Here is a 1,113-nt window from a genome sequence, read left to right on the forward strand (position 1 = left end):
CGATGACGCCACCAAGTACACGATGTCGGAGACGATGCTGAGCCGTTCGTCGAACCTCAACCGCGTCAACAACAACATCTCGACGGCCCTCAAGACCCTCGAGTCGACCGATCTCGCCCTGAAGCAGATCCGCAACCTGCTGCAGCAGATGAACACGATGGCCTCGGACGCGCTGAATGCCGGCTCGGCCACGACGGTTCAGGCGACCTCGACCGCCAACATCGCCGACACGACCACCGTCAACGGCGCCTCGACCGGCCACCGCCTGTCGATCACCTCGGATAACGGCAAGAACTTCACCTACACCTTCACCGGGGCGACGAACACGACCTCGTGGGGCCAGGTAGCCCAGGCGCTGAACAACGCCAATATCGGCGTGACGATGCGCTTCGAAGTCAACGGCACGGGTTCGCGGGTGATCCTCGAAGCCACCGACGGCAAGACCGGCTTCACGATCGACGGCGCCTCCTCGCAGCAGGTCGTGGATGACCTGACCGCAATCAACTCGGGCTATGACGGCACGTATAACGCCTCCAAGTTCACCAACGGCACCTCCATGCCGACCGGCTTCGGGGGATCCCGGCCGATGGGTCTGCGCTTCGGCACCGGCGGCGCGCTGAGCACCGCCTCGACCTTCGCCGGTTCGTCGGTTGCGGCCGGTTCGTCGCTCTCGTTCCTCGGCGCCGACGGCGTCGCCCGGACCTGGTCGACCACCACCGTGAAGAACCTGGACACGGTTGTTGCCGAAATCAACGCGATGAATGCCGGCGTCAAGGCCGAGTTCGTCCAGTCTGCCGCCGGCCAGAACCGGATCGCACTCCGCAACCTGCAGGGCAATGCGATCACGGTGCTCAACGGCACGGGGGCCTTCGACTCCGTCACCGGCGCGGCCCGCTTCAACGCAGGCTCCGGGGTTCCGGTGGTTCAGGGCAACCCGATCCTCGGCGCGACCAACAACGCCCGCCGTCTCGAACTGGGCACCCAGTACGAGGCCTACAAGACGGAAATCACGAACGTCATCAACAACAACGTGGTCCAGGCCGGCCGCAACCTCCTGCTCGGCCAGGGCATGAGCGTGATCCTGAACGAGTTCGCTGCGAACCCGATCGCGAT

The 1,113-nt window shown here is 64.8% G+C and carries 1 protein-coding gene; it reads left to right on the top strand.

From position 1 onward, the window contains the following. Positions 1-148: 148 nt before the first annotated feature. Positions 149-1,113, top strand: a 965-nt coding sequence (locus O9280_RS15110) for a hypothetical protein (RefSeq protein WP_298344593.1), incomplete at its 3' end; no start/stop codon positions are given.

The sequence above is a fragment of the Silanimonas sp. genome, from assembly GCF_027531545.1.
Taxonomy (GTDB): domain Bacteria; phylum Pseudomonadota; class Gammaproteobacteria; order Xanthomonadales; family Xanthomonadaceae; genus Silanimonas.